The sequence below is a fragment of the Eubacterium sp. ER2 genome (assembly GCF_000765215.1).
In the GTDB taxonomy this organism is placed as follows: domain Bacteria; phylum Bacillota; class Clostridia; order Lachnospirales; family Lachnospiraceae; genus Claveliimonas; species Claveliimonas intestinigallinarum.
Genome location: NZ_JPJE01000022.1, coordinates 31,627 through 52,334 on the forward strand (window position 1 = coordinate 31,627; position 20,708 = coordinate 52,334).

The following is a 20,708-nucleotide window of genomic DNA, read 5'->3' on the forward strand; positions in this document are numbered from 1 at the left end:
TTTATTCTACTCTATTCCATTCTGAAATTCAATGAATTATTTGTAAACGGTTCTCAATTTCTACATTTATCAACTGATTTGCCAAATTCTCTGTCGTTTTTTGTCCGACTTTCACATATTCCTTCGTGTGCCCCACCTGGTAAATGCCGTCCTCTCTCTCCACAGCCTCCTCCATCAGGACCTCCACGCATTTCCCTATGAGCCGGTCCTCATAGGCCTGCTGTTTGCGTCTTCCCAGGGCAATGAGCTGAGCGCTCCTTGCGTTCTTCACCTGCTCCGGCACCTGCCCCTCCATGTCGGCTGCCTTTGTCCCCTCCCGGCGGGAGTACTTGAAAATGTGGGTCTCGTAGAAGTCCACCTTATCCACAAAGGCCATGGATTGTTCAAACTCCTCCTCGCTCTCCTGGGGGAAGCCCACGATCACGTCCGTGGTCAGAGCCGGGTGGTCAAAATACTTCCGGAGGAGCTGGCATTTCTCATAATACTCCTCTGTCGTGTACCGCCGGTTCATGCGCCGCAGCGTCTCGTCGCAGCCGCTCTGCAAAGAGAGGTGGAAATGGGGGCAGATCTTGGGGAGGGAGGCAAGCGTCCGCGCAAATTCCTCCGTGATGATCCGGGGCTCCAGGGAGCCCAGGCGGATCCGGCAGATACCCTCCACCTCGTGGACAGCGCAGATGAGGGAGAGAAGGTCCTCCCCCCGGTCCAGATCCAGCCCGTAGGAGCTTAGGTGGATGCCCGTCAGCACCACCTCCTTGTAGCCCTTGTCAGCCAGCGTGCGCACCTGGTCCACCACGTCCTCCATGCGCCTGCTGCGGACCCGTCCCCTGGCGTAGGGGATGATACAGTAGGAGCAGAACTGGTTGCAGCCGTCCTGCACCTTGATGTAGGCCCGGGTGTGCTCCCCGGTCCGGGTCAGGCGCAGTTCCTCGTACTCCGGCGTACGGCTGATGTCGATGATGTCTTTTCTGCCCGGGCCTGTCTTCTCAGCCTCCGCCCCGTCTGTACCGGCCGCCTGTCTCTCCCGGAAAAACTCCTCCAGGATCCGGGCCAGCTCATGCTTTTTGTTGTTCCCGATGACAATGTCCACGCAGTCGTCCACTTCCCCTGCCTTGGCCTGGACATAGCAGCCCGCCGCCACCACCACAGCGTCCGGATTCAGCTTCTTGGCCCGGTGGAGCATCTGGCGGGACTTCCGGTCCGCCATGTTGGTGACCGTGCACGTGTTGATGACGTAGACGTCCGCCCTTTCATTAAAGGACACGATTTCATAGCCGCTCTGCTCCAGTATTTCCTGCATGGCCTCCGTCTCGTAGGCGTTTACCTTGCATCCCAGATTGTGAAGTGCTGCCTTTTTCATTTCCAACCTCTCTTTTCTTCTGCTCTCTTGTTGCTCTCGTGTAAATTGTTGTATGCTTTAACGAAATTTATCCCAATTCTTTGGCAAATTGTTCCTTGACTTTTACACTTTCAGCTCTTAAGATGATTATAGAAACTGATATAAGAAATCAAGGAGGTTATTCCAATGAAAACAGTACAAATTTCTTTAAACTCAATCGACAAAGTAAAATCTTTCGTAAACGACATCACAAAGTTTGACTATGACTTTGATCTTGTATCCGGAAGATATGTGATCGATGCAAAATCCATCATGGGTATCTTCAGCCTGGATCTGTCCAAGCCTATCGACCTGAACATCCACGCTGACGCAGGCATCGATGAGGTACTTGAGACTCTGAAGCCCTACCTTGTATAATCGGACAGGTTTAAAGCGAACATATGAATACGCCGAAATGCGCTGACATTCCGGCGTATTTTTTATTTAACAGGAAACTTTCCGTTCCCTGTTAAACAAAAACGCTCCGGGGGATCCCCTCCGGGCTCCCCTGCAGAGCAATGCTAGCCCTGCACGTCTATGATCTCCACCGTGTCGATGGCTGTCTGTACCAGCTCGTCGATCTTCTCCGCCAGATTTTCCTCTGACCTGTGAATGATGTTGATGTTCGGCTTTGTCACCGGATGCTTTGCCACAAAGATGGTGCAGCAGTCCTCAAAGGGCTGTATGGATGTCTCGTAGGAGCCGATCTTCTCGGACACCTCCACGATCTCCTTCTTGTCAAATCCGATCAGGGGACGGTACACCGGCAGAGTGCACACCTCGTTGGTAGCCGCCAGGCTCTGCATGGTCTGGCTTGCCACCTGACCGATGCTCTCCCCTGTGATGAGACCCAGGCAGCCGTCCTCCTTCGCAAAATGCTCCGCGATCTTCATCATGTACCTTCTCATGATGATGGTCAGCTCATCGTGGGGGCACTGGTCGTAGATGTAGAGCTGGATGTCTGTAAAATTCACCACGTGGAGACGGATGGGACCTGCGTAGGCTGCGATGATCCTGGCCAGATCCACCACCTTCTCCTTGGCCCGCTCGCTTGTGTAGGGCGGCGCGTGGAAGTAGGTTGCCTCCAGGGCAACGCCCCTCTTGGCGATCATGTAGCCAGCCACCGGGCTGTCGATTCCGCCGGACAGAAGGAGCATGGCTTTCCCGTTTGTCCCCACAGGCATGCCTCCCGGCCCGGGAATGATCCTGGAGTAGACGTAGATATCCTCCCTGACCTCGATGTTCAGCATCACATCCGGATGGTGTACATCCACACGGATCCCGGGAAACGCGTCCAGAATAGCCTCCCCGATGTCGCAGTTGATCTCCATGGAATTCTTCGGATAATTCTTCCGGCTTCTCCTGGCCTCCACCTTGAAGGTAATGTTTTTGTCCGGGTACAGCTCATCCATGTAGGCCACCACGTCTTTTTTCAGCTGCTCAAAGCCCTGGTCCTCAAGCCGCACCACAGGGCAGATGCCCACAATGCCGAAGACTCTCTGGAGAGCCTCTGTCACCTCGTCATAGTCGTAGGGGCCGTCACAGTCCACATAGATACGGCCTCGCGTCTTATGCACCTTAAAGCTGCCGTCCGCCTCCCGCAGGGCGTAGCGGATCTGACGCACCAGGGCGTCCTCGAACATATAGCGGTTCTTTCCCTTGATCCCGATCTCACCGTACTTGATCAAAAATGTGTGAAATGTCATGGTTCTTTCCTCTTTTCTTCCTGGTGTGCAGACGAACTGTCCCGGCTGCGGCCCAGGCGCTCCCTATGCGCCTCTGGCATTACCGTCTCGTATATCTGCGCAATACTGGTACTAAATTATATAGGGTTTCCAGCGTATAGTCAATCTCTTCTTCTGTTGTAAATTCTGACATGCTGAAGCGCAGCGTGGCGTCCAGATACTCCTTCTGTGCCCCGATCCCCTTCAGCACCCCGCTGATGGCCGGGTGGTTGGAGGCGCAGGCTGAGCCGGAGGACACGTAGATGCCCTTCTCCTCCAGAGCGTGGAGCAGGACCTCGCTCCTCACCCCGGCAAATCCCACGCTGATGATGTGGGGCGCGCTGGTCTCGTCGTAGAGGCCGTGGATGGTGATGTCATCCAGCTTCTGCACACCGTCTATGAACCGGGCCTTCAGCGCCCGCATCCGGTCCACCTTCTCCTCCAGCCCGTCGTAGATAGTCTTTGCCGCCAGGCCAAGGCCTGCGATCCCGGGCACGTTCTCCGTCCCGGAGCGGATGTTCTTCTGCTGCTCACCGCCGAAGACGATGGGCTTTATCTTCACCTGCTCGCCGAAGTAGAGGGCTCCCGTCCCCTTGGGCCCGTGTATCTTGTGGCCGCTTAGGGTGAGCATGTCGATCTTCTCCTTCTTCGGGTAAATCCTGTATTTTCCAAAGCCCTGGACCGCGTCCACATGGAACAGGATATCCTTATTATAGGCCTTCACCATATCCGCCGCCTGCCGGATGGGCTGCACGGATCCCACCTCGTTGTTCACGTACATAATGGACACAAGGATCGTCTCCGGACAGAGGGCCTCCTGCAAAGCCTCCAGCTTCACTCTCCCGTACCGGTCCACCGGCAGGAAGGTGACGCGGAAATCCTCTTCCTCCTCCAGGTAGCGCATGGTGTTCAGGATCGCCGGGTGCTCGATGGAGGAGGTGATCAGGTGATTCCCCCTGCGCCTGTTGGCCCTGGCCGCTCCGATAAGGGCCAGGTTGTCGCTCTCCGTGCCGCCGGACGTGAAGACGATCTCCTTGTCCTTCACCTTCAACAGCTTTGCCAGTATTTCCTTTGTCTCTTTTATATAATGCTCTGCCTGCACTCCCTTGGCGTGCATGGAGGAGGGGTTGCCGTAGTCCTGGCACATGACCTTGCGCACAAGGTCCCCCACGCAGTCGTAGGCCCGGGTGGTGGCAGAATTGTCAAGATAAACTTCCATCAAAGATCACTCCTGTACTTTTTACTATTAATTTATGCGCCTCAGGGCTCCAGGTGATAGCCCAGGATGGCCAGCACCATGAGGGGCGCTGTCTCGGTGCGCAAAATCCGCCTGCCCAGGGTGATGACCCTGGCGCCGGCGGCCAGCGCCTTCTCCTCTTCCTCTCTCTCAAATCCGCCCTCGGGCCCGATAAAGATGCCCACAGACTGGCCCGGCCGTATCTCCTCAATGACCTTTCGCGTGTAGTCCATGCCCTCTGCCAGCTCGTAGGGAAAGAGGATCACATCCAGACTGCCCGCCGCCTGCAGGGCCTCGTCAAAGCTGCACACGCTCTTCACCTCCGGGATGATGCCCCGGCCCGCCTGCTTGGCCGCGCTTTTGGCGATCTCGTTCCACCGCTTTACCTTTTTCTCCGCCTTGGGTCCGTCCAGCTTCACCACGGAGCGCTTCGCCGCCACAGGGACCACGCCCCGGGCTCCCAGCTCCACTGCCTTCTGCACCACCAGCTCCATCTTGTCGCTCTTGGGAAGTCCCTGGAAGAGCCAGATGGGGGAGGGAAGCTCTGTGTCCAGCTCCCTCTCCTCCTCTATCTCAAGCCGGGCCCGGCCCTCCTCGTAGCCTGTGACCTGGCAGATATATTTGCGGTTGTTGCCGTCGCTGACCTCCAGCCTCTCGCCCTTTTTCATGCGGAGCACATTTTTCATGTGGTTCACATCAGAACCTTCTATATAAATGTATGGCTTTTCCACCTGATCCGGCGTCACAAAAAAATGCTGCATCTATCGTTTCCTCGCTGTGACGGAGACCCACTCTCCCTGGTGATGTACCTCCAGAAGCTCCATGCCGGCTTCCTTCACTGCCTCCACCACGGTCTCCTCCTTGTCCTCTATGATCCCGCTTGTGATGTAAATACCGCCGCTTTTCAGCTGGGCCTGGATCACCGGCGTCAGGGGTACCAGCACATCCGCCAGGATGTTGGCGGCCACAATGTCGTACTTTTCATAGCCAGCCCTGTCCTGAACCTCTCTGTCGTCAATGATGTTTCCGATCATGACCTCGTACTGATCCTTCTCAATGCCGTTGACAGCCATATTTTCGTGGGTGGCGTCAATGGCGCAGGGATCCAGGTCCGTGCCCACGGAGTAGCCCGCGCCGAACTTCAGGGCCAGCATACCAAGGATGCCGCTGCCGCAGCCAACATCCAGGATCCTCATGCCCGGCTCCACGTATTTCTTCAGCTGGCGGATACACAGCTGGGTTGTCTCGTGCATACCTGTGCCAAAGGCCGTCCCCGGATCAATGTGGATGATCAGCTTGTCCTCATCCTCCGGCTTTACATCCTCCCAGGAGGGGATGATGAGCACGTTGTCCACGGTAAACTGGTGGAAATACTGCTTCCAGTTGTTCACCCAGTCCACGTCCTCTGTCTGGGACTCCTCGATGGAGGCCTCCCCGATATCCACAAAGGCAGAGATGTCCTCAAGCTCTGCGCGCACCTTCCCCAGCATCTCCTCCTTGTCGTCTTCCTCCTCCATATAGAAGGTAATGTAGGCCACGCCGTCGTCCTCCTCAGTCTGGGGAAGGATATCCACAAACATCTGCTCCTTGTCCGCCTGGGTGAGAGGAATTTTATCCTCGATCTCCACCCCCTGGATACCCAGCTCCATGAGGGAACTGCTGACGATCTCCTCCGCCGCGGTTGTTGTCTTCAAACGAAATTTATTCCATTTCATACCGTCTCACCTCTGTCCCGCCTCTTCCCGGCGGAACATTCCTTTCCACATCAGTTTATCATATGAGCCCCAAATGCTCAACGAGGATTTTCACCCCGAGACAGACGAGGATCACGCCCCCTGCGATCTGGGCTCCCTTCTGCCAGCGGGAGCCAAACACGTTGCCGATCCTTACGCCCGCCGCGGAGATGACAAAGGTGGTCACGCCGATGAAGGATACCGCAGGCACGATCTCCACCTTCAGAAAGGCGAAGGTGATACCCACCGCCAGGGCGTCGATACTGGTAGCCACCGCCAGGGGCAGCATGGTCCGCACATCCAGGGAGTCGTCCGCCTCGCAGTCCTCCCCTCCAAAGGCCTCCTTTATCATGCCGGCGCCGATAAGTCCCAACAGGATGAAGGCGATCCAGTGGTCTATGGAGGTGATGATCTCCTTGAACTGGCTCCCCAGGAGATACCCGATGACCGGCATCCCCGCCTGGAATACCCCAAAATAAAGTCCCACGATCCCCGCCTTGGCCCAGGTGCATTTCTTCATGGCGAGGCCCTTACAGACTGACACGGCAAAGGCGTCCATGGACAGCCCCACCGCCATCAGAAAAAGTTCGATCAGTCCCATTTTTCTTCTCCTTTTGTCTTCTTTTGTGTCCCTCCCGGGGCCGAAAGCCCCTCTCCCCTGTCAGCGGCCGGGCGGATGCAGCGCGGGCAGCGCGTAAAAAAAGACCCATCCGCGGCAGATACTCTCTGCGCGGATAAGTCTCATTATTTCAAGTAATGCCAGATGCCAGGACAGCATCAGTATGTTGACAGTACTGCGCCCCAGGCGCCAACTACTCCCTTATCGCTTCTGTTCATTATAAGGAGAAGAACGAGGCTTGTCAATCATTTTTTATCAACTTTCCTCTTCGCATAGCCCGAACCCTCTCCTTCATCTCCCGGTCTGCCCTCCTGGACTCGCAGATTTTCTGCAGCGTCTTATTATAAGTGAAGTCATCCAGACGGCAGGCCTCAAGAAAAGCCTCCGTCTCCTTGGGGAACTCCAGGTAAAACATGGAAAGGGCCCAGGCCACGGCCATCTTCACATAGTAGGAGTCCTGGTCCACCTGCTCCAGCTCTGCCAGGGCCTCCCCAAGGTACTCCCTGTCCACATAGTAGTCCAGCAGCATGACCGCCCCGAAGCGGGCCGTGTACTCCTCCCCGCTCCGGAGGCAGCCCGTGACAAAGGGCCAGAGCTGCGCCCGGTGCCTGCCGGCGATCTTCAGGGTGCTGCAGAAGCTGTCGCAGACAGACCAGTTGTCAATCCTTGGCAGGAACCAGCAGATCAGCCGCCGGGCCTCCCCCAGGAGTTCCTCCTGTCCGCGCTCCTCCCGGCCATGCTCCTCCTGGCCTCGCAGCCTGCGCGCTCCGCCTGCCCGCCGTTCCATGTTATCCAGCCCGTAGCCGATGACCATCCCCTGGAGCATCACCTCCTCGAAGCTGTCCTGCCCGGCCCGGGAAAGCCACTCCTCCCACCGGTCCGCGGCAATGCGTCGGGCGATTTTTCGCAGCAGGGGAAGACGGATCCCCAGGAACCGCTCCACAGGCAGCTCCGGGATCAGGGAGCTGGCGAACCGCAGATAGGAGGGCTCCCCCAGGCTCTCCAGATACTTCCTCATTTTCTCCCGGCTCTCCAGACAGCCGGGCGGCAGGCTGACAGATGCTTTTTCGGCAGATGCTTTTGTTTTGCTTTTCGGCATACAGGTTCTCCTTTCCAGAGCTGAAATCCCTTTTAAACTCTATTTTCACATCTGTTTCAGGAAAAATCAAGCATATCCGCCTCTGTCTTTCTCCCGGGACTGTGCTATAATGAGAGCAGTCTGATTTTTACAGAAACAGAAATTTTACACGAAACGGGGGATTATCTTGCAGGACCTGAAACGCGTTTTCACACACCTTGGGCCATTTAAGAAGGAATTTATCCTCAGCATCCTGTTCATCATTGCTGAGACAGGCTTTGAGCTGACCATACCGCTGATCATGGCGGACATCATCGACGTGGGCGTCCAGACAAGGGACATTCACTACATCTGCATGAAGGGCGTGCAGATGGGCTTTTGCGCCCTCTTCTCCCTCATCACAGGGCTCCTCTACGCCAGATACGCCGCCAGGGCCGCCCTGGGCTTTGGCTCCGGCGTGCGGGAGGCTGAGTTTTCCAGGATCCAGTCCTACTCCTTTGCCAACCTGGACCACTTCAGCACCTCCTCCCTGATCACCCGCATGACCACGGACATCACCGTCATGCAGAACGCCATCACAGGGGGCATACGGCCCATGGTCCGGGGACCGGTGATGCTCATCATGGGGCTCTTCCTGGCTTTCTGGATGAACGCCGCCCTGGCCCTCGTGTTTGTAATCTGCACCCCTGTCCTGGCCTGCATCCTGTTTTTCATCGTGCGCAAGGTGGCGCCCCTGTACGGGAAGCTGCAGGTCTGCATGGACAGGGTCAACGCGGCCATCCAGGAAAACCTCACCGCCATCCGGGCTGTCAAGGCCTTTGTGCGGGAGGAGTACGAGGAGGAGGTCTTTGAAAAGGCCAACCGGGATCTGGCGGACACAAGCCGCACCACCTTCCACTTCGCGGTGCTGAACCTGCCCGCCTTCCAGCTCACCATGTACACCTCCATCGTGCTCATCCTCTGGTTCGGCGGCGGCTTTATCCAGGCCGGCAGCATGCAGGTGGGAGAGCTGACCGGCTTCTTAAGCTATGTGCTCCAGATCGTCAACTCCCTCATGATGATATCCAACGTGTTCCTCATGCTGACCCGGTCCCTGGCCAGCGCCCGGCGCATCAACCAGGTCTTCGACGAGACAAGCACCCTGTCCGACCCGGAAAATCCCTGCCAGGTGATCCCGGACGGACAGATCGACTTTGACCACGTGTCCTTCAAGTATAAAAAAGAGGCAAAGGAGTACACCCTCTCCGACATCGACCTCCACATAGAGGCCGGGGAGACGGTGGGCATCATCGGCGGCACAGGCTCCTCCAAGAGCACCCTTGTGCAGCTCATCCCCAGGCTCTACGACGCCACCTCGGGTTCTGTCCGCGTGGGAGGACGGGACGTGCGCTCCTACAGCCTGGAGGCTCTCCGGGACGGGGTAGGCATTGTGCTCCAGAAAAACGTCCTCTTCTCCGGCACCATCCGGGAAAATCTCCTGTGGGGCAACCCCAGAGCCACGGAAGCTGAGCTGCAGGCGGCCTGCCGCGCCGCCTGCGCCGACGAGTTCATCCGCACCCTCCCGGAGGGGCTGGACACCCGGCTGGACCAGGGAGGGGTCAACCTGTCGGGAGGGCAGAGGCAGCGCCTGTGCATTGCCCGGGCTCTCTTAAAACGGCCGAAGATCCTCATCTTTGACGACTCCACCAGCGCCGTGGACACGGCCACAGAGAGCCGGATACGGGAGGCTCTGGAGGCCATCCCCTCCATGACAAAGCTGGTCATCGCCCAGCGCATCCTGTCCGTCATGCACGCGGACAAGATCGTGATACTGGACGACGGACGGATACACGCGGTGGGGACCCACCAGTCTCTCCTTGCAGAGAGCCCCATTTACCGGGAAATCTACGAGTCACAGAAAGGAGGCAGATAGGCCATGGCAACAGCGAACAGAAAGCGCCCCAAAAACCTGCGGCGCACATTTGGGAAGCTCCTCTCCTACATGGGCATGCATAAATTCCTGCTGGCGGCGGTGGCCCTTCTTGTCACCGTCAGCGCGGGAGCCAACCTGCTTGGCACCTACATGGTAAAGCCCATCATCAACCAGTATATCGTGCCGGGGGACCTGAAGGGGCTCATCTTCGGCGTGGCGGTCACCGCCGCCATCTACCTGACCGGGGCGGCCGCAGCCTTCGGCTACAGCCAGACCATGGTAAAAGCCGCCCAGAAGATCATCTATGACATCCGCCGGGACCTCTTCCACACCATGGAAAAGCTGCCTCTCGGGTACTTTGACTCCCACCCGGACGGGGACACCATGAGCCGCTTCACCAACGACGTGGACACCATCTCCGACGCCCTCAACAACAGCTTTGCTATGATCATCCAGAGCTTTATCCAGGTTGTGGGGACGCTGACCATCCTCTTCATCCTGAACTGGCAGCTCAGTTTCCTGGTTGTCCTCGGGTACGCCTCCATGTTCCTCTACATCCGCTACAGCGGGAAAAAGAGCACCTACTATTTCAATCACCAGCAGCAGTACCTGGGCGAGCTGAACGGCTACATCGAGGAGATGATCCGGGGCCAGAAGGTGGTCAAGGTCTTCAACCACGAGGCGGACAGTCTGAGGGCCTTCCACGAGAAAAACGCTCTCCTGCGGGAGGCGGGGACAAAGGCCACCGCCTACTCCAGCACCATGATCCCCATGGTGGTCAGCATTTCCTACATCAACTACGCGGTGGTGGCTGTCCTGGGCGGCCTGATGGCCATCTGGGGCCGCATCGACATTGGCACCCTGGCAAGCTATCTCATCTTTGTGCGCCAGTCCACCCTGCCGGTAAACCAGTTCACCCAGCAGTCTAACTTCATGCTGGCCGCCCTGGCCGGCGCGGAGCGGATCTTCGACATGATGGACGAGACGCCGGAGGAGGACGCAGGCCACGTAGTCCTTGCAAACGTCACGGCGGACAGTCAGGGAAACCTGGAAAAAAGCGCGCAGCGGACAGGGAAATGGGCCTGGGAGGATACCCGCACCCACGCCCTCACGCCCCTTCGCGGGGACGTCCGCTTTCACGATGTGTCCTTCGGGTACAGGGAGGACAAAAAGATACTGGACAAGGTCAGCCTCTACGCCAAGCCGGGCCAGAAGATTGCCTTCGTGGGCTCCACCGGCGCCGGGAAGACCACCATCATCAACCTGATCAGCCGCTTTTACGACATCAGCGGAGGCGCCATCACCTACGACGGCATCGATATAAGAGACATAAAAAAAGAGGCCCTGCGAAGCTCCATGGCCGTGGTGCTCCAGGACACTCATCTCTTTACCGGCACCATTGCCGACAATATCCGCTTCGGGAAGCTGGACGCCACAGATCAGGAGGTGGAAAATGCCGCCCGTCTGGCCGGCGCCGACTCCTTCATCCGCAGGCTCCCCGACGGCTACGATACCATGATCACCGGAGACGGGCAGCGCCTCTCACAGGGGCAGCGCCAGCTCCTTGCCATCGCCAGGGCCGCTGTGGCCGACCCGCCGGTGCTGATTCTGGACGAGGCCACCAGCAGCATCGACACGAGGACAGAGAGCCTCATCGAGAAGGGGATGGACCGGCTCATGGAGGGCCGCACAGTGTTTGTCATCGCCCACCGCCTCAGCACGGTCCGCAACGCCAACGCCATCATGGTGCTGGATCACGGCCGCATCATCGAGCGGGGCGACCACCAGGAGCTGCTGGACCAGAAGGGCATGTACTACCAGCTCTACCACGGCATGTTCGAGCTCTCCTGACAGTCCCGGCCTGAAGCGCCATCCCGGCGCCGTCTCAGCGCAACCCGGTGCCATCTCAGCGCCGTCTCAATACTGCCTCAGGGACGCCCATGCAGGTCATAGTAAAAAATATACTGCTGCAGCACCCCCTGGAAGCCTGCATATCGCTCAAAGGGGAAACCCTCCGGGTACTGCTCATCCAGCACCTTTTTGATGTGGGTGTCCACCGGGAAGGCCTCCAGGTGGTGGAGGGCAAAGAGGCAGATACAGTCCGCCACCTTGCCGCCCACGCCGCTAAGCCTCATAAGCTCCGCCCTGGCAGCGGGATAGTCCATCCCCTCCAGGGCCTTCAGATCCACCTCACCCCCAAGGACCATTTCCACGGTCTTTCGGATATACCGGCTCCGGTAGCCCAGGTTACAGGCCCGCAGGTCTGCCTCCGTGGCCCGGGCCAGCTCCCCCGGGCCGGGGAACGAATCGTAGACCTTCCCCTCACCGGAAACACATTTCTTACCATATGTTTCTGATAAGAGCTGCACGATCCTTCTGATCCGCCGGATATTGTTCTGCTGGGAAATGATAAAGGTGACGATCATCTCCCACAGATCCTGCTTAAGGATGCGGATCCCCCGTCCAAAGTCCGCCGCCCGGACAAGGTAGGCGTCCGCCGGGTCTATCCGCTTCTTATACGCCCCGTAATCCCCCTCCAGGTCAAAGTAGGGGGCCCAGAAATCCCGCAGCTCCTCTTCCCCGCAGTGAAACCGGAAAACGTGCTCCTCCTCTGTCTCTTCTATCTTCAGGTACCTGTCCCCGGCCACAAGCTCCCAGATCCCTTCTTTCACTTCCTCCATGCGGAAGCACTGGCCGGAAGCCAGGATCTGCCCCGGGGAAAAATGCTCTTTTGTAACGGTTACCATAGTCTTCCTCTCTTATCGCTCTTTTGTCTTTTTATGATTTTACAGGTAAAGTGAGGCTTTTGCAATCCAAAATCAACATGTGCAGGCACGCCTGGACATAAAAAAGGCGCCTGAAAACTCAGACGCCTTCTATCTATTTCAAAATGGCTTATGCCGCACTTTTTCTTCCATGGGTGCCTGTGCTGTGGCCGCCGCTTCCCCGGCTTCCAGAGCCGCCTGCTGCCCGCTCATATTCTCTCAGCTTTTGCCTGGCCTCCTGGCTTAAGTTCCTTGGAACCTGGATCTGGACCGTCACATAGTGGTCGCCGTGCACAGCCGGATCCTTCATGGAGACAATTCCCTTGCCCCGCAGCCGGATCTTTGTGCCGGACTGGGTGCCCTCATGGATCTTGCACATGACATTTCCGTAGAGCGTGTTTACAAGGGCCTCGCCGCCGAATACCGCCGTCGTGAAGGGGATCTGCACGGTAGTGTACACATCCATTCCCTTCCGCTCAAAGCCTGGCTTTGTCCCCACCTGTACCTTCAGGAGAAGGTCTCCCGGTTCACCGCCGCCGGTTCCCGGCATGCCCTTGCCCTTCAGGCGAATGCTCTTGCCGCTGTCAATGCCGGCCGGAATATGGACCTGCAAAGTCTGGGGATTCCCCGACCCGGACGGATCCTGGAAGGTAATGATCTTGTCACAGCCAAAGGCCGCCTCGTCAAAGGACACCTCGGTCTGCGCCCGCAGGTCTGAGCCCTTCTGGCGGAAGGAGCCGCCTCCGAAGCCGCCACGTCCAAAGCCGCCGGTTCCTCCGTAGTAGGACTGGTGGAAGCCGCCTCCGTCTCCTGTGTGGAAGCTGCCGGAAAATCCTCCTTTGTTTTTCCCGTGGAAAATATCTCCGAACAGGTCATCAAATATATCGTCCATATTTCCGTTTTCGAAATGGAATTCTCTGTAGCCGCCGTTGCCGGTGCTGTAGGCTCCTCCGGTGTAGCCGCCTGCGCCTGCTCCGCCACCGGTCCCGTCAAAGGCCGCATGCCCGAACTGGTCATACATCTTCTTCTTTTCCGGGTCGCTGAGCACCGTGTAGGCCTCTGTTACCTCTTTAAACTTCTGTTCAGCCTGTGGATTTCCCGCATTTGTATCCGGGTGATATTTCTTTGCAAGCTTCCGGTACGCTTTCTTTATCGCATTTTGATCTGCGTTTCTGTCAACACCAAGCACTTCATAGTAGTCTCTCTTTGCTTCCATCTCTATCACCTCCCGATCGTCCACATCTGTAAACTGTCAAAATCTATATAAATTTCTAATTCATATATTTAATAGAATATACCTGTCATATCTGAAATCTATATGAACGGCCCTTCAGCCGGAATATTTTCTATACTCCAAATATCATATAAAACCTCCCCGGGACAGGCTGCCCGGGGAGAAATCTCATTATCCTTCGATGGTCACGTAGCGGTTCTCCTCCACCTGCTTCTGATCCTTCTTCGGGATATCCAGGGTGAGGATACCATTTTCAAACTTCGCGTGGATATCTTCCTGCGTCAGGTTCTTGCCCACATAGAAGCTTCTGCTCACATTTCCTGTGAAGCGCTCCTGCCTGATGTACTTGCCATCCTTCTTCTCATCCTTGTTCACATTCTTGGCCGCGCTGATGGTCAGGTAGCCTTCCTTCAGCTCTGCCTTGATCTCGTCTTTCTTAAATCCCGGCAGGTCAATCTCTACTTCGTAAGCGTCGTCCTTCTCTTTCACATCTGTCCGCATCACCTGATCTGCTGAGCGTCTTCCGTAATACTTTCTGTCAACATCCGGGAAGGAAAAATCAAACCAGTCATTAAATAAATCTTCTCCAAAAATACTAGGCATCATCATAAGTCATCTCTCCTTTGATCATTCATTTATATTGGCACTCCGTGCGACCGGAGTGTTGGTTTTGAACTACTGGAAGGGGATCTTTTTATTTCCTTTCCTTTGTTCTAGATGTAATATAACACTTATTGTTAGCACTGTCAAGAGGTGAGTGCTAATTTTTTTAAAAAATTTTTGACCCGGTTAAATGAAAAACTTATTTCTACCTTTTTAGTCGAGTAAAGTATTTTATGTAATTATGGGTAGACGTTAGTCTTACATTTTCCCTGATCTGGGGGTAGCTTTTTCTCTTTCATTATTGTACGGTTAAATGAGAAAGTAAATGCAGGTCACGGATAACATAAAAATGTCCCCCTGAATTTGTACCTACAGTAAGCCCTGCAAAAATGGGGTGGCATTTACTCCTGCAATGCTTTATGATACTCCCATCTGGACTGAAGCCCGATAGAGAGATGTCCCCTCCTTGCTGGACAAAACCAGAAAGGAGGGGACATCTCTCTAAAGACAATTACATATTATTCAAAAAGCCCATTTAATTTCTATACAACACTTCCAAACAGAATCATATGACCTATCTTATATTAAGCATCTGCTCGAACGAGTGCTTCCTGTAATTCAGGGTCGCACGCATAAATATAAATTCCTTCGACACCTCGTGTCATCAATATACGAACTTCATGCCGAAGGAGTATCTCTCCGAATTTTTGTCTACTGCCATCTGATAATGTTCGATTTTGCACTGCTTTTCTATTACAGCTTTCTGCTGGATCAAAAACTATTTTCCCTTTACGATATTTGACTGACGGTCCCAAAATGACACCTGCATAGTTTAAATCAAATCCCTGTATCGTAAAAGTTGACCCAATCTCGTCTATCGTCTGAGGCTGTTCGGCCCAAGCCAGACTTTTATTCTTCCTTTTTGTATTTTTATCCAAATCTTTTTCTAATTCGTAATTCCATGGTTTATGCCATTTTCCAATAATTACTTCCCAGTATTTTAACAGTCTTTTTTTCGCTACGGGCTTAGGATTATAGCTCCAATCATATGTTGCAATCATTCTGGATAATTTGTGATCATCATTCTTGGTCTTTTCTTTTATCGCCTTTTCCAATTGAAAGGGATCATCAAATATTTTAATTTCGTATCCCCCCTTTTCTTTAGGGATTGGATGGATTTCCTGCTTCTTAGTCAAACAATCAATCCAGTCTATGATTTCTTCAGACGCCTTGATACGAAGTTGCTTCGTTAATACAAAATAATTCCCTTGTTTTTTTGATAAAGCCCGGAAATATTCTAATTTTTCAAATTCCCAGTATTGTTCCGTAGTTAATATTTGATTTTCATCAAACATCACAACCGTCACCTTTGCTCGACACATAATGTCCTGCAGCTGATTCCGTCCCTTATAAGCCTGCTTACCCTGAGTCAATAACAGATGGGCCTCGTCAATAAAAGCAACATCTATCGGTGCCTCCGAAGTGTGATGATTGATAAACCGCGTTGGTTTCCAAATAATCTCCCCATATTTGTCTTCTAAACCTAGCTTTAACGCAATCTGCTTATAAACTCTTATTTGCTCATCATGATTGACAATCAAACAACATTGGAGTGATTTGTCTCCTTTTTCTTCCGCATAAGAATAGATGTCATAAAAAGTGCTGCTGTTAAGAACTGTTTTACCTGTTCCCGCTTCCCCCTCAATAAATATCAGCTGATTTTCCATCTCAGTATCCAATGCATTGAATACCCTGTCAATTATTTTATCTTTAATCTGCTCCTGTTCTCCTGTCAATCTATGAAGTGGTGAGGCTTTAAAAACAGCAGAATCTTTTATAACACTCTCCTGGGGAAACAGCTCTTTATTGTCTCTTCTGAGTTTTTTCCAAATCCTTTGAAAAATACTATCCATTTCAAAATCAGGATAATATTTTCTTTGTGGATTCCCACGCAAATTATGTATCTTGCGAACATGTTCCGAACTCATGAGATACAGCATTAATCGGTTCTCAATATCTAATGTTAATGACTTATTAAAGTGCTCATGACCAATAATATAGAGATTGGCATTATTTTTACTCAATGAATCGTTCCATTTTTCCTTCATACCAGTTGATCCAAAATGTTGTCTTGTTCTTTGAATAATATTATTGGTCTCACCTATATAAACGTCATAATCATCTGTATCTTTCCAGCTATGAATATAAACCGTAGGAAACTCTAAAAGAATTTCCTTGACTTTCTGCAAATCTTTAACATCCAGTTTTCTCTCTAACTCTTCTAATCCTTGTATACTGTCATTGATTTTTTCTACTATAGGATATTTCATCAGATTACTTTACACACCTCTTTTACCGCTCGAAAAACAACCCATATACCGAACGTCTAATACTGTTACTTGCATATCCTCACAGCTCCGTATACTTTTCTTTATGTCCGTACGCTTTTTCTACCGGATACTTCTCCGCATTCTTCTTTATCTTTTCCTGTATAATCTCATCCATATCCAGCCCACAGGTATCCGCCATCAGAATGCAGTAATTCAACACATCCGCAAGCTCTTCCCTGATCTTATCTTTTTTCTCCTCACACCTGACATCTTCTGCGCTCCACTGAAAAACCTCTAACAGCTCTGCCGCCTCCAGACTAATGGAGATTGCCAGATCCTTCGGATTGTGAAATTGCTTCCAGTTACGCTCGTCTCTGAATTTTAATACCTGCTCAATTGTTTCCTTTGTCATCTTTAACCCTCGCTTTTTGCATGCCCAGACATTTTTTCAGATAAGCAGACAAACGTTGATCTGTACAATATACATAACAACCTTTCATACCCCGTGTCATCAGTGTCCGATAAGTATTTTTTATGATTTCATCTGCTTCTTTCTCTGCCAGATACGGATTTTCTTTATATAATTTTTTAATTCCCTTCAACGACTGATCTGTTCTGGCTCGTCTTGTAAAGTCTGTAACAATCCTTCCATTTTCATATCGCATATCATCTCCAATAATGACTCCGACATAATCAAATTCCAACCCTTGAGACGTATGTATACATCCCGCCTCATGGACGGAATCTTCATCTATAGCATAAGTAGTTGTATTTTTCAAATTCCAGCTAATTTCAAAATCTCCGATTTTTATATCGTATACAGATGAATCGTTCACTCCTTCTTTCTTCCAATCCCAACAGTATCCCGCCAAAATCCTTGCCCTGTTATGCGATGACCGATTTCTTTCAATGATCATCTTCTGCATTTCCACAGGTGAATCAAGTATTCTAATATCAAAATCAATATCAACCATATCAAAATTGGCAGTATCACGAATTTCCAATATATGATCCAGCCATGCCAGATATCCGTCAGACCCGTTACACCTAAATTGAGATATTAATTCCATTTCCGTAATCTGAGCATTTTCTTGGTCAGCCCATTTTCTTATCTCTCCTACACTTCCTATATCCTGCAGCGTGACTCTTTGTCTTTCATCAATAAAAAATACACTACATTTCGCTGCATGAATAATCTCTTTAATCTGGTTTTCACCCATGTTATGAAACATCCCGGATTTTTTATTCAAACGATGGGCTTCATCAACAAGAACTGTGTCAACCATATTATTTTCTGCTTCTGTATAAATTCCCGAGCCCTTGAACATATTATCAACGCTGCTTTTCCTTATACTGCCCTTTAGCTTTTTTCGATACACATTTCTTGGTGCGGAATTTTTAGATACATATTGACAGAACTGATCCTCTTTCGTCAATTCAGCAAGAAGATTCACTGCTACTACGCTCTTTCCTGTTCCAGGACCACCTTTTACGATCACGACCCGCTTATTGTCATCTTTGGCAGAAAGCCTTGCTTCATCCAAAATCTCCTCATAAACAACCTTCTGTTCATCCAGCATAATAAATTCACGATTGCCTTTCAGCATTTTGGCAATAGAGTCCTGCAAACTTTTTGATGGCTTAATACGTCCCGAATCAATCTTATAGATCAATTCTTTCTTATCACCAAGCCGAATACTCTTCTTAATGAAATCTCTCAGTTTTGTAACTTCACCGCGTGTAAATGCCGGGGCATTTTCCAGATATATTTCATACTGTTTGGCGTCAATTGGATCCTGCTCATGCCGTCTGTAATTGTGTAAATAGGCACATGGGAAGATGGAAATCATGCCCTCTTGCACAGAAGCATTGTAATCGCTGATCAGCATAGCATATGACCATGCCTGGTATGAAGGATGAACAACTTGCCTCACAGCATTTCCGGTATAAGTCTGTACCAGGCCATCCCGCCCCGGAACCGCTTCCAGTTCATCCCACTGTTTCAGTTCAATCAAGACAACATTGGCATCTCCTTTTTTTCCATAACCAGATATGGCTATGTCACAACAAACAGTTGATAAATAGCCATTTTTATAGGGGAGTATCAGAACTCCCCTACAAACTGTTATTTGCAGTTATCTATACTCATTTGGAATTTCGATATGAAGTGTCTCACACAATAACTTCACATCATGTGCATCATTTTCATCAAACTCGTATCCCAGATGGAACATTACTTGACTATATGGTTCAATACAGGAAACCTCTATTTCCTCAATTCTTCCTTTACCCGAAAAAGTTTCTACCGGAAAACAATCCCCATCATAAAGAATTTCACCTTCGTCCGTATATTCAAAACAATGCAAATCAATAATTCTGTTTTTCAAATCTTCCCATACAGTATGGTTCAATGTTGTATATTCCATCTTAATCTCATAAAAGCCATTAGCTTTCATTATTTCTATAAAGTTCTGATAATCGTTCTTTTCTACAAAAATGTCAATATCATTATGGGCTCTTGACTGATATCCAAGAAGAGCATCTACACCCCAGCCACCATCAAGAAAGACTTTAATCTCCGCATCTATTGCAAATTGAAGAATCTGTTTTACATCTGTTATATTGACCATCTTATCATCTCCACAAATTCTGATTAGGCGACCAGAGGAACTGCTGGTCTGTTTGATAAATCTCTGCATTTAGCAGTTTTCAATGTTGCCAAAACGAAAGTTAAGAAGATGTTCCTTTTCTCCATGTCGCTTTCTTTGGCGTAATTTACAAGGTTATTCCACACAAGATAGTTGTTCAGATACTTGGTAGAAACACCGTTAAAGCCACGCATAAACCTCTTTAGCTGGCTATGGTAGCTATTGATATGTTGGATATTATAAATGCCTTTCTTGGCTTTGCCAGTCTTTAACTGCACAAGGTCAATGCCATTGGCATTTGTAAATCTCACATAGGAGTTCATCTTGTCCGTAACAAGAGTGGAATTGGTCTTAATCCTACCATCATAAATATGATGTAAATCTCTTGTAGAAACTCTACCAGTATTCGTAATCTTGGAGATAGACAAGCCATTCCTATTAACCGCACAAGGAACACATACCTTTTCTTGGGACAAGCCTCTGATATGTGTAGAATGACCACGCTTATGAGCCTTGCGTGGCATAGCAAATGTCTTACTCTTGCTATGATTGCCCTTGTACGAGATGGCGAAAAAAGTTTCGTCAGCCTCAATAATGCCGTCAAGGGTAACATCGTCTGCCATATTCTGAAGTGCATCCAAAATCTTGTGTCTCCAAAGGAATGCGGTGTTTCTGTGAATCCCACAAGCAACAGCAGTCTTACGAATGGATAAGCCATTCATCATACAATCAATGTACTGCTCCCACACGGACAAGTCTTTTCTTGTACCAGACACAATGGAGTTCGTAGCAATCACGAAGGACTTGCCACAATCCTTACATACATATCGCTGTGTGCCATCTTTACGATGACCATTGCGAACCACATGGATACAGCCACAAAGAGGGCATACACGACCATTTGCAAAGCGTTCCTTTGCTACGAAATCTTCAATATTCAAAGACTTTACAAAGGCAGGACTTAAAAGCATTGTTTTAAGGCTTTCCTGCTCTGCGACAGTCAACTTACCGATAATATCTAATGCGTCTTTGATAGTAGGCATATCCAATTACCTCCTTCGGTGGTACTGTTTCTTACTATTATTATACGCTATTTCTCGTCAAAAATCAACCATTTGTTGTGACAGAGCCCCAGATATTAAAAAATCAACACGTTTCGATGTCTGGGGAATATTATATTCAATAGCAATCCCTGCATCCGACGGAATATCTTGATCATTCAGAACCTTATACATATATTCCATGGAATTTTCCCATGCACGAAATTCATTTTTTGCCGTGTGGCGATGCATTCTTTCATAAATATTGTTTTCAATTTCCACAGCAATTGTATCCTGCTCTACGCTTGTTAAGAAATTGTCTTTTGTTCCTTCATAAATCAGCATATGGTCACCCCTGCCATAGATTGTTTAATATATGTTCTATTCTATCATATTTACATTTTGTTGTC

19 protein-coding genes are annotated in these 20,708 nt (G+C 51.1%); 3 read left to right on the forward strand and 16 right to left on the reverse strand.

Features of this window, described 5'->3' with window-relative positions; genetic code table 11:
* Positions 1 to 28: 28 nt before the first annotated feature.
* Positions 29 to 1,357 (reverse strand): tRNA (N(6)-L-threonylcarbamoyladenosine(37)-C(2))-methylthiotransferase MtaB, encoded by a 1,329-nt coding sequence (mtaB, locus tag NI21_RS0108815; RefSeq protein ID WP_033125871.1) that lies wholly within the window; start codon positions 1,355 to 1,357, stop codon positions 29 to 31.
* 165 nt (positions 1,358 to 1,522) lie between these two features.
* Between mtaB and NI21_RS0108820 the strand changes: the two genes are divergently transcribed.
* On the forward strand, positions 1,523 to 1,753 hold the full coding sequence (locus NI21_RS0108820) for an HPr family phosphocarrier protein (RefSeq protein WP_033125872.1): 231 nt from the start codon (positions 1,523 to 1,525) through the stop codon (positions 1,751 to 1,753).
* Positions 1,754 to 1,896: 143 nt separating this feature from the next.
* Here the strand turns inward: NI21_RS0108820 and thiI are convergent, their stop codons facing one another.
* The 6 genes from thiI to NI21_RS0108850 form a co-directional block, all read right to left on the reverse strand.
* A complete protein-coding gene (gene thiI, locus NI21_RS0108825) occupies positions 1,897 to 3,081 on the reverse strand; it encodes a tRNA uracil 4-sulfurtransferase ThiI (RefSeq protein ID WP_033125873.1) in 1,185 nt (394 codons plus the stop codon).
* A 79-nt stretch (positions 3,082 to 3,160) separates the two neighbouring features.
* A complete protein-coding gene (locus NI21_RS0108830) occupies positions 3,161 to 4,318 on the reverse strand; it encodes a cysteine desulfurase family protein (RefSeq protein WP_033125874.1) in 1,158 nt (385 codons plus the stop codon).
* Positions 4,319 to 4,359: 41 nt separating this feature from the next.
* Positions 4,360 to 5,097, reverse strand: a complete 738-nt coding sequence (locus NI21_RS0108835) for a 16S rRNA (uracil(1498)-N(3))-methyltransferase (protein ID WP_033125875.1) — start codon at positions 5,095 to 5,097, stop codon at positions 4,360 to 4,362.
* A complete protein-coding gene (prmA, locus tag NI21_RS0108840) occupies positions 5,098 to 6,051 on the reverse strand; it encodes a 50S ribosomal protein L11 methyltransferase (protein WP_033125876.1) in 954 nt (317 codons plus the stop codon).
* A 58-nt stretch (positions 6,052 to 6,109) separates the two neighbouring features.
* Positions 6,110 to 6,670 (reverse strand): manganese efflux pump MntP family protein, encoded by a 561-nt coding sequence (locus tag NI21_RS0108845; RefSeq protein ID WP_033125877.1) that lies wholly within the window; start codon positions 6,668 to 6,670, stop codon positions 6,110 to 6,112.
* 259 nt (positions 6,671 to 6,929) lie between these two features.
* Entirely contained in the window at positions 6,930 to 7,787 is an 858-nt protein-coding gene (locus tag NI21_RS0108850; RefSeq protein WP_052084026.1) for a DNA alkylation repair protein, read from the reverse strand.
* A 166-nt stretch (positions 7,788 to 7,953) separates the two neighbouring features.
* Here NI21_RS0108850 and NI21_RS0108855 point away from each other — a divergent pair, with 166 nt between their 5' ends.
* On the forward strand, positions 7,954 to 9,678 hold the full coding sequence (locus tag NI21_RS0108855; RefSeq protein WP_033125878.1) for an ABC transporter ATP-binding protein: 1,725 nt from the start codon (positions 7,954 to 7,956) through the stop codon (positions 9,676 to 9,678).
* A gap of 3 nt (positions 9,679 to 9,681) precedes the next feature.
* Positions 9,682 to 11,529 carry an ABC transporter ATP-binding protein gene (locus NI21_RS0108860; protein WP_033125879.1) on the forward strand — a complete coding sequence of 616 codons (1,848 nt, stop codon included), beginning with the start codon at positions 9,682 to 9,684 and terminating at the stop codon, positions 11,527 to 11,529.
* A gap of 77 nt (positions 11,530 to 11,606) precedes the next feature.
* Here NI21_RS0108860 and NI21_RS0108865 read toward each other — a convergent pair whose 3' ends face one another.
* The 9 genes from NI21_RS0108865 to NI21_RS0108905 all read right to left on the reverse strand — a co-directional run bounded on the left by NI21_RS0108865 (position 11,607) and on the right by NI21_RS0108905 (position 20,643).
* Positions 11,607 to 12,425 carry a DNA-3-methyladenine glycosylase gene (locus NI21_RS0108865; RefSeq protein WP_033125880.1) on the reverse strand — a complete coding sequence of 273 codons (819 nt, stop codon included), beginning with the start codon at positions 12,423 to 12,425 and terminating at the stop codon, positions 11,607 to 11,609.
* 148 nt (positions 12,426 to 12,573) lie between these two features.
* On the reverse strand, positions 12,574 to 13,659 hold the full coding sequence (locus NI21_RS0108870; protein WP_033125881.1) for a DnaJ C-terminal domain-containing protein: 1,086 nt from the start codon (positions 13,657 to 13,659) through the stop codon (positions 12,574 to 12,576).
* A 189-nt stretch (positions 13,660 to 13,848) separates the two neighbouring features.
* Entirely contained in the window at positions 13,849 to 14,286 is a 438-nt protein-coding gene (locus NI21_RS0108875) for an Hsp20/alpha crystallin family protein (RefSeq protein WP_033125882.1), read from the reverse strand.
* Positions 14,287 to 14,864: 578 nt separating this feature from the next.
* A complete protein-coding gene (locus NI21_RS0108880; protein WP_033125883.1) occupies positions 14,865 to 16,610 on the reverse strand; it encodes a DUF2075 domain-containing protein in 1,746 nt (581 codons plus the stop codon).
* A gap of 79 nt (positions 16,611 to 16,689) precedes the next feature.
* Positions 16,690 to 17,022: a nucleotide pyrophosphohydrolase gene (locus NI21_RS0108885; RefSeq protein WP_033125884.1), complete on the reverse strand. Its 333-nt coding sequence runs from the start codon at positions 17,020 to 17,022 to the stop codon at positions 16,690 to 16,692.
* Entirely contained in the window at positions 17,003 to 18,625 is a 1,623-nt protein-coding gene (locus NI21_RS0108890) for a DUF2075 domain-containing protein (protein WP_242842834.1), read from the reverse strand. Before NI21_RS0108890 ends, NI21_RS0108885 begins: the two co-directional genes overlap by 20 nt.
* 120 nt (positions 18,626 to 18,745) lie before the next feature.
* A complete protein-coding gene (lnu(C), locus tag NI21_RS0108895) occupies positions 18,746 to 19,240 on the reverse strand; it encodes a lincosamide nucleotidyltransferase Lnu(C) (RefSeq protein ID WP_019543803.1) in 495 nt (164 codons plus the stop codon).
* Between the two features lie 23 nt (positions 19,241 to 19,263).
* Positions 19,264 to 20,301: an IS1595-like element ISSag10 family transposase gene (locus NI21_RS0108900; protein WP_002837184.1), complete on the reverse strand. Its 1,038-nt coding sequence runs from the start codon at positions 20,299 to 20,301 to the stop codon at positions 19,264 to 19,266.
* A 57-nt stretch (positions 20,302 to 20,358) separates the two neighbouring features.
* Positions 20,359 to 20,643, reverse strand: a complete 285-nt coding sequence (locus tag NI21_RS0108905; protein ID WP_033125885.1) for a hypothetical protein — start codon at positions 20,641 to 20,643, stop codon at positions 20,359 to 20,361.
* Positions 20,644 to 20,708: the final 65 nt, after the last annotated feature.

Bases quoted from the DNA above. Each gene is read 5' to 3' on its own strand.
- mtaB (WP_033125871.1), bottom strand. From the start codon at position 1,357: ATGAAAAAGGCAGCACTTCACAATCTGGGATGCAAGGTAAACGCCTAC.
- NI21_RS0108820 (WP_033125872.1), top strand. From the start codon at position 1,523: ATGAAAACAGTACAAATTTCTTTAAACTCAATCGACAAAGTAAAATCT.
- thiI (WP_033125873.1), bottom strand. From the start codon at position 3,081: ATGACATTTCACACATTTTTGATCAAGTACGGTGAGATCGGGATCAAG.
- NI21_RS0108830 (WP_033125874.1), bottom strand. From the start codon at position 4,318: ATGGAAGTTTATCTTGACAATTCTGCCACCACCCGGGCCTACGACTGC.
- NI21_RS0108835 (WP_033125875.1), bottom strand. From the start codon at position 5,097: ATGCAGCATTTTTTTGTGACGCCGGATCAGGTGGAAAAGCCATACATT.
- prmA (WP_033125876.1), bottom strand. From the start codon at position 6,051: ATGAAATGGAATAAATTTCGTTTGAAGACAACAACCGCGGCGGAGGAG.
- NI21_RS0108845 (WP_033125877.1), bottom strand. From the start codon at position 6,670: ATGGGACTGATCGAACTTTTTCTGATGGCGGTGGGGCTGTCCATGGAC.
- NI21_RS0108850 (WP_052084026.1), bottom strand. From the start codon at position 7,787: ATGCCGAAAAGCAAAACAAAAGCATCTGCCGAAAAAGCATCTGTCAGC.
- NI21_RS0108860 (WP_033125879.1), top strand. From the start codon at position 9,682: ATGGCAACAGCGAACAGAAAGCGCCCCAAAAACCTGCGGCGCACATTT.
- NI21_RS0108865 (WP_033125880.1), bottom strand. From the start codon at position 12,425: ATGGTAACCGTTACAAAAGAGCATTTTTCCCCGGGGCAGATCCTGGCT.
- NI21_RS0108870 (WP_033125881.1), bottom strand. From the start codon at position 13,659: ATGGAAGCAAAGAGAGACTACTATGAAGTGCTTGGTGTTGACAGAAAC.
- NI21_RS0108875 (WP_033125882.1), bottom strand. From the start codon at position 14,286: ATGATGATGCCTAGTATTTTTGGAGAAGATTTATTTAATGACTGGTTT.
- NI21_RS0108880 (WP_033125883.1), bottom strand. From the start codon at position 16,610: ATGAAATATCCTATAGTAGAAAAAATCAATGACAGTATACAAGGATTA.
- NI21_RS0108885 (WP_033125884.1), bottom strand. From the start codon at position 17,022: ATGACAAAGGAAACAATTGAGCAGGTATTAAAATTCAGAGACGAGCGT.
- NI21_RS0108900 (WP_002837184.1), bottom strand. From the start codon at position 20,301: ATGCCTACTATCAAAGACGCATTAGATATTATCGGTAAGTTGACTGTC.
- NI21_RS0108905 (WP_033125885.1), bottom strand. From the start codon at position 20,643: ATGCTGATTTATGAAGGAACAAAAGACAATTTCTTAACAAGCGTAGAG.